Genomic DNA, 1,129 nt, shown 5'->3' with positions numbered 1-1,129 from the left:
CTATTTGGCTTCTTTTGCTATATGACTTACGATCTCACCAATCTTGCCGTCATCCGTGACTTCCCTATGCGACTGGCATTTGTGGATATCGTTTGGGGCTCAGCGGTAACCGCGGCATCCAGCGCTCTAGCCTACTGGCTTGGTAGTAAGATAGCCTGAAAATCTTTTTCCCATGAATCTCTTTCACCCAAAACTACTCGATTCCTTTAAGGGCTATAACGGCGCCCTGTTTAGTAAAGATATATTAGCGGGCATCACAGTCGGTGTAGTTGCATTACCTTTAGCAATGGCCTTTGCAATTGCCAGCGGACTCAAACCAGAAGCAGGCATTTTCACAGCAATTATTGCTGGCGGACTCATTTCTTTACTGGGTGGTAGCCGCGTGCAAATTGGTGGGCCTGCGGGCGCGTTCATCGTCATTGTTTACGGCATTGTGGAGCATTACGGTCTAGCTAATTTACTCTTGGCAACCGCCATGTCTGGAGTGTTCTTATTTTTGATGGGACTCTTTCGGCTTGGAACCTTAATTCGCTTTATTCCAGTTGCTGTCATTATTGGATTTACCAATGGCATCGCCGTCTTGATTGGTCTCTCTCAAGTTAAAGAGTTTTTTGGCTTACAAATTACGAAGATGCCTGCTGAATTTTTTCAAGCAATCGAAGCTTTGTATGCTGCCGCCGATACGGTAAATCCCATCGCCCTTATGTTGTCCATAGGCAGCTTGGCTCTTTTAATTGCTTGGAGAAATTTTCAGAAACGTCTTGGACACCTAAGCCATATCCCAGCAACAGTCATTGCAATGACTGTTGCCACTATCATCACCAGCATATTTAACCTGCCTGTCGACACCATTGGCAGTCGTTTTGGTGGCATTCCATCAGGACTACCCAGCTTTGAATGGATTCCAGTCAGCTGGAGTACTGCACAGTTTGTCATTGCACCTGCTATCACGCTGGCCGTACTTGGAGCTATTGAATCACTGCTATGCGCACGCATTGCCGATGGACTGATTCATGATCGCCACAACTCTAACCAGGAGTTGATGGCACAAGGCGTAGCAAATCTAGTCACCCCGTTCTTTGGCGGAATGCCTGCAACAGGAACTATTGCAAGAACAGTTACCAACATA

General features: G+C 46.6%; 2 protein-coding genes. Both read left to right on the top strand.

What is annotated here, in order from left to right; genetic code table 11:
* On the top strand, positions 1–159 hold a 159-nt coding region (locus B7Y67_RS18890; protein WP_293599946.1), incomplete at its 5' end, for a DUF2177 family protein.
* Positions 160–172: 13 nt separating this feature from the next.
* Positions 173–1,129: SulP family inorganic anion transporter (locus B7Y67_RS18885; protein WP_293599945.1), on the top strand; the 957-nt coding region annotated here is incomplete at its 3' end.

The sequence above is a fragment of the Polynucleobacter sp. 35-46-11 genome, assembly GCF_002281105.1.
The sequence above is the reverse complement of the archived record's forward strand: the minus strand, read 5'-3'. Positions and strand labels throughout refer to the sequence as shown.